General features: G+C 60.7%; 5 protein-coding genes and 2 pseudogenes. 4 read left to right on the top strand and 3 right to left on the bottom strand.

The features are described 5' to 3' along the window. A pseudogene (locus EWH12_RS21320) lies at positions 1-103 on the top strand (IS5/IS1182 family transposase); the annotation flags it as partial. Here the strand turns inward: EWH12_RS21320 and EWH12_RS21315 are convergent. Both EWH12_RS21315 and EWH12_RS21310 read right to left on the bottom strand, forming a co-directional pair. Continuing rightward, a complete protein-coding gene (locus tag EWH12_RS21315; RefSeq protein ID WP_129927760.1) occupies positions 56-829 on the bottom strand; it encodes a hypothetical protein in 774 nt (257 codons plus the stop codon). The pseudogene EWH12_RS21320 and the gene EWH12_RS21315 sit on opposite strands and share 48 nt — an antisense overlap. A 133-nt stretch (positions 830-962) precedes the next feature. Then, positions 963-1451, bottom strand: coding sequence for a hypothetical protein (locus tag EWH12_RS21310; protein ID WP_129927759.1), 489 nt, complete (start codon positions 1449-1451; stop codon positions 963-965). Positions 1452-1573: 122 nt separating this feature from the next. On the opposite strand from EWH12_RS21310, the gene EWH12_RS21305 reads away from it, so the two are divergent. From EWH12_RS21305 to EWH12_RS21295, 3 genes are read left to right on the top strand one after another with little or no spacing between them, the layout of a single operon-like run. After that, a complete protein-coding gene (locus EWH12_RS21305; protein ID WP_129927758.1) occupies positions 1574-2512 on the top strand; it encodes a chromate resistance protein ChrB domain-containing protein in 939 nt (312 codons plus the stop codon). A gap of 11 nt (positions 2513-2523) precedes the next feature. Further along, positions 2524-3927 (top strand): chromate efflux transporter, encoded by a 1404-nt coding sequence (gene chrA / locus EWH12_RS21300; RefSeq protein WP_242496165.1) that lies wholly within the window; start codon positions 2524-2526, stop codon positions 3925-3927. 14 nt (positions 3928-3941) lie between these two features. Further along, positions 3942-4673: a superoxide dismutase gene (locus tag EWH12_RS21295; RefSeq protein ID WP_340640841.1), complete on the top strand. Its 732-nt coding sequence runs from the start codon at positions 3942-3944 to the stop codon at positions 4671-4673. A gap of 42 nt (positions 4674-4715) precedes the next feature. Here the strand turns inward: EWH12_RS21295 and EWH12_RS21290 are convergent. Beyond that, positions 4716-4919, bottom strand: a pseudogene (locus EWH12_RS21290) (metal-sensing transcriptional repressor); the annotation flags it as partial. Between the last annotated feature and the right edge of the window lie 885 nt (positions 4920-5804).

Here is a 5804-nt window from a genome sequence, read left to right as displayed (position 1 = left end):
CGCGAAAGACTGGGAGCGATCCATCGCCTCATCAACAGCTTGGGCCCTCATCGCCTCAATCCGCATGCTCACACGCAGAACCGCAAGGTATTGTCAGAATTGAGAAACTTCCGAATCCGGCTCTAAGAGAACGATGGTCCCAGCGCAGATATTGCCCATCCTTTCGCGTGTAGCTTATTTCCTCCAGAATACTGTATGATAAGAAGTCGCAGAACTGCTTCTTGGGTTGCGGTTGACCGGAGACCCAAAACCTATATCGTGCCAAAGCGTCGTCGGTTTCTGGCCCAAAGGCGTCCCGGGTTATCCGAAGGTGCGAAAAGCTGACCCGCCCATTCGTCCTTTCCCAAGGACGGTCTTCAATAATTTCATGCAGCCATCGTGAGATTTCGGCTGGCTCAACCCCAGAGATAGCCTGCCTTAAGCGAATAAAATTGCTGCCTACTGGCAACAGCTCTATCGCAGTTGCTGCAAGACCGCGTTCGTTCGCAACAAAACAAGTCGCGCCGGTTCCTGCAAATGGATCTAGGACGTTTGCCGTGCCCGCTACGTTGGCATGGTCTATAATATACTCAATAAGAGGCTTTGAAAAACCCTCGCGATACTTGAACCAACGGTAAAATGGCTCAGCCTTGTTTGCTTGAAAACTCACGAGAGAACGGGTTAGGTCCCGGTTTATTTCCAGCCGATCAGCAAATTTTTCTTCAATATCGGTGACCGCTTCACGGGCAATCATACGGAGATAAGAGCCGTCTTCCGCGACGGCCTTCGCCGGTGCCAGCTCTCTGCCTTCCAACTGGATTACGTCCGCGTCTTCAAAATCCAGCCGCATAGCGATGCCACGATCCTCCTTTGTGTCTGTTAACCCTTAGCCGCGCACAGACTTGGCCACAAACATCTTCTCGTCGCCGCTTACTGCACGGCCAATGGCAACGAAGCCGCCAAGCACGGCTTCCGGGGCGTATTCACCCCCAACGTAGACGGTTGGGCCGCCCGATGCAGTCTGCATATTCTTGACCCTTACGGCCAGGGAGCCTGCGACCTATGTCCAGGGCTTCCCAGCCTAAAGGTCGTAGGGACCGAACCGATCTTTGTCGGTTTACTAGCGCGTTGCGGAAGGCCATAACGCCGCCCAGCCGCATCATCCGCCCCGCCGTCACCGTCAGTTTCGCCCCCTTGCCAAAGGGCGTCAGGATGTCAGCGGCGACATAAGTCTGCACCGGCTCCAGCGCATTCACCTCGCCAGCCGTGACCGGCGTGCCGGCATCGTCACCGAACACGCGGCTATCGCACAGCTCAACACCGAACCGCATATCGCGCGTCCTGTATTTGGTGCGGATGTTGAGCTGGTCGTCGTTTGCGTTGAGACCCGCGCGCGCCTGTCCGTCGACGGCTCCGTAGCGGACGCCGATAGCGCCGCTCACGGTCAGACGATCCGCCGGATCATCGGCCATAGCGACGAACGGGACGCCCAAAGCAAGACAGGACCTCGCGACGAGGGGGAGGCGGGCGGAGGCGAGTTGCATGAGATATATATGCTCCTCTGATTCTGTTGATGTGATATATATGTTCTATCATGACGACAAGCGAACCCTCCATCTGGCTGGCCCTGCTGCACCAGCTTCCCGTCAAGCCGCCCTATCTGCGCGTAAAAATCTGGCGTCGCCTGCAGGCGATCGGTGCGGTTCCGCTCAAAAATGCGGTGCATGTCCTGCCTCTCCGCGACGAGCATGAAGCTGCGTTTCGCATTCTGATGGCTGAGATCATCGATGGCGGTGGGGAGGCGACCCTCCTCGAAGCGCGGATGCTGGGCGGCCAGAGCGACGGTGACATCCGCGCCATGTTCGACGCCGCGCGCGACTCCGACTATGATGACATAGCCCAGGCGGCGCGGCGGCTGATCGACACCGGCCCGGCCAGCGGGGCCGACATCGCCAAGCTCCAGAAGCGGATGGCGGATGTCGTCCAACTCGATTTTTTCGGCGCGCATGGGCGGCAGCACGCCGAAGCGACGTTGGCGGACCTTGATCGGCAACGCTATCTGCATCCCGACGTCCGTCGCGACGAACCCGCGGCCGATCTGCCGCGCGATCTGAAAGGCAGGACATGGGTGACGCGCAGCGGCGTCCATGTCGATCGCATCGCCTGCGCCTGGCTGATCCGCCGCTTCATAGACCCGGATGCTATCTTCCGTTTCGTCGATGGTCGCAGTTATGCGCCGCAAAAGGATGAGCTGCGCTTTGACATGGCGGATGCCGAGTTCACCCATGAAGGCGAGCATTGCAGCTTCGAAACCCTCGTCGCGCGCGGCGGCCTGACCGATGATCCGGCGCTCGTCGCCATCGCGGAAATCATTCACGACCTGGATATTGCCGACGGCAAGTTCGCGCGGCCCGAAACGGCGGGCCTTGGCGCGATGCTGTCGGGCGTCTGCGCCTCCACCGATGACGACCTGCAGCGCATCGCGACGGCCAGCGACGCGCTGAACCAGTTTCACGCCTATTTTTCGAACTGAAAGGCAGATCGATGACCGCAACCGGCTCCATGCTCGCCGATACTTCTGAGGCCCACGCGAGCGATCATGGCATCCCGCTTGGGGAAGCGACCCGCATCTGGGCGCGCGTCGCTGCGTTGAGTTTTGGCGGACCGGCTGGTCAAATCGCGGTAATGCACCGGATATTGGTCGAGGAAAAGCGCTGGATCGGCGAGGAACGGTTTCTCCATGCGCTCAACTATTGCATGTTGCTGCCCGGCCCGGAGGCGCAGCAGCTTGCGATTTATATCGGCTGGCTGTTGCACAAGACGCGCGGTGGCCTGATCGCAGGCGCGCTTTTCATTCTGCCCGGTTTCCTCGCCATATTGGCCTTAAGCTACCTCTATGTGTTGCTCGGCCATGTGCCGTTGATAGAAGGCATATTTTTCGGGCTGAAAGCTGCGGTGCTGGCCGTGGTGGTCCAGGCGGTGGTGCGCGTGGGATCACGCGCGCTCAAGAATAATGTCATGCGCGGCATCGCGGTTGCAGCCTTCGTCGCGATCTTCTTTCTGAACGCACCCTTTCCCCTGATCGTCCTGGCGGCGGGCATCGGTGGCTATGTCGGGGGGCGAAGCGGCCTTGCCCAGTTCAAGGGCGGCGGCGGTCATGGTCCCGCCGGCGACGACGTCGTCCATGATCGGGACACCGCGCTGGGTGAAGCCTTGCCCGACCATGCGCGACCCAATCTGGGTTGGTCGCTGCGGATTTGTGTTATCCTGTCCATCCTCTGGCTGGCGCCCGTCGCAGGGCTGTTCCTGATCCTGGGGCCGGACCATGTGTTCACCCACATCGCCACCTTCTTCAGCCAGATGGCGGTCGTGACCTTTGGCGGCGCTTATGCCGTTCTCGCCTATGTGGCGCAGGAAGCGGTCGGCACTTTCGGCTGGCTGCGCCCCGGCGAAATGCTCGATGGCCTGGGTATGGCCGAAACGACGCCAGGCCCACTCATCATGGTGACGCAGTTCGTCGGTTTTCTCGCCGCCTTTCGCGATGGGGGCATGATGGCGCCCCTGTTTGCGGCGACGCTGGGCGCGATCCTGACGACCTGGGTGACGTTCGTACCCTGCTTCCTGTGGATCTTCGCCGGCGCGCCCTTCATCGAGCGGCTGCGTGGCAACAAAGCCTTGTCGGCGGCGCTGACCGCCATCACCGCGGCGGTCGTGGGGGTCATCTTCAACCTCGCCATCTGGTTCGCGATTCACACCTTGTTCGGCCAGACGATGGCGGTCCGCTCGCCAACCGGCGGCTTCGACGTGCCCATCCCCGCTTCTGTCAATATAGCGGCGGTCGTGCTGGCGCTCGCCGCCGCCATCGCCATCTTCAGGTTCAAGCTGGGCGTGTTGATGGTTCTCGCCGGCTGCGCGACCCTGGGCGCGATCTACGCCCTCGCTCTTTGAAAGGATCTGCAAAAATGGTTGATGTTTCTCGTCGCACCGCCTTTCAAACGCTTGGCGCAGGCGCTTTGGCCATGGCCGCCACCGACGCGGCAAGCGGGCAAGTCGCCGCGCCGCCCGCTGAATCGCCGCCAGCCTTCGCCGGCACGCACCAGCCCAAACCGCTGCGCTTCGATCCGGCGAAGCTGGACGGGCTGTCGGAGCGACTCATCCGGTCGCATTGGGAGAATAATTATATCGGGTCGGTGAAGACCCTCAACATGGTCGAAACCCGGCTCGCCGCCGCGCTGGCCGATGCCGACATGCCGCCGGTCCTTTATGGCGGCCTCAAGCGCGAGGAGCTGCACCGGACCGGATCGGTCATTCTCCATGAAATCTACTTCGACGGACTCGGCGGCGACGGCCAGGCCGCTGGCTCCATTCGCGCGGCGCTCGCCAAAGCCTGGGGATCGTTCGAAACATGGGCGAAGGATTTCCGGCGCACAGGCTTGTCGCTGGCCGGTGGATCGGGCTGGGTGATCCTTGCCTATAATCTCCATGCCCGCTCGCTGCGCAATCATTGGGCCTGGGACCATATGCATGGTGCGGCCGCCGGCGTCCCGATCCTCGCCCTCGACATGTACGAGCATAGTTTCCACATGGATTATGGCACGCAGGCCGCCAAATATATCGACGCCTGGTTCCGCAATCTCGATTGGGAAGCGGCGGACCGGCGCTATGCGCAGGCGACTGCGATCGGCGCCACCTGAGGTCGGCAGCGTCTGTAGATATTTGGAGATCGTGCGAAATTCTTCGACGGCCGAACCCATGCCTTCCATCGCCTCGGTGTGGCTGAGGCGATGGTCGAGATGATCGTGGATCAGTGCCTTCTTGGCACCGACGATCGCCTTTTCGACCGCCTGAAGTTGCTGGGCCATGTCTGCGCAGGGGCGTCCGCTTTCGATCATCTCGACGATGCTGCGCAGATGGCCGCCCGCACGGTTCAGCCGCTTTATGATCGCGGAATGGCTGTCATGAGTCGCCCTTGCGTTCCGTGCTCGCCACCCGCACCTATCGCCATCTTTTCTGTGCGCAGGTCATCGCATTGGTGGAACCGGCCTGGCGACCGTGGCGCTCGGTCTGCTGGCCTATGACATAGCCGGCGGCAATGTCGGGGCGGTGTTGGAGGCGGCGCTCGCGGCGAGGTGGCGACGCTCTAGGAAAGAGGCCCATTCGCAGCCGCTTGAGCCGTGAAACTGACCGGGAACTGGACGCCTGTAGCGCCCGATTTCGCTTCTTTTACAAAGCCTGTGAGCAAACGCCGAAAACATTCGATTTGATACGGAATATGCGGGGAATTCGGAGGATTATTCCGCGAAACGGCATTCAAACCACATCCTACGCCTCTCAATGTCGATACCAATTTGGGGAGCCAAGACAATGGTTGCACGCGAGATGGAAACGCAACGTGACCAGCGGCGCAATGGCCCCGGTTTGCAAGCCGCAAGACTATTAATGGCTGCGCTCATGGTCAGCGGCAGTGGCGGGATCCAGGAGAAACCCGCTCCCGTCGTTAAATCGACTAGGCATGCTCGGAGCGTCTTTGCGACATGCTGGAAAACGGCTGGCGAAGGCCATGCGCGCGAGCGACGAGGCCCGCAGCATAGCCTTCGCTATTATTAAGACCTGCATCGAGATGCGGTCAGGGAGCAATGTCGTGCCTATGCAGGCCGCACACATGCGAGACGATGGGAGAAGATAAAGAGGAAATATCCGTTAGCGTCCGCGCTCGTGGTGTAATTTCCGGTGTAGATTGAGGCGATCGCATGGGTGGGGCATGCCCCACCCATGCGAATTCGATCTCGGTGGCCACCGGGCTCATCGGTAAGGTGGAGTTACCA

The organism is Sphingobium cupriresistens (assembly GCF_004152865.1).
GTDB lineage: Bacteria > Pseudomonadota > Alphaproteobacteria > Sphingomonadales > Sphingomonadaceae > Sphingobium > Sphingobium cupriresistens.
This window is presented reverse-complemented; position numbering and strand designations above follow the sequence as displayed.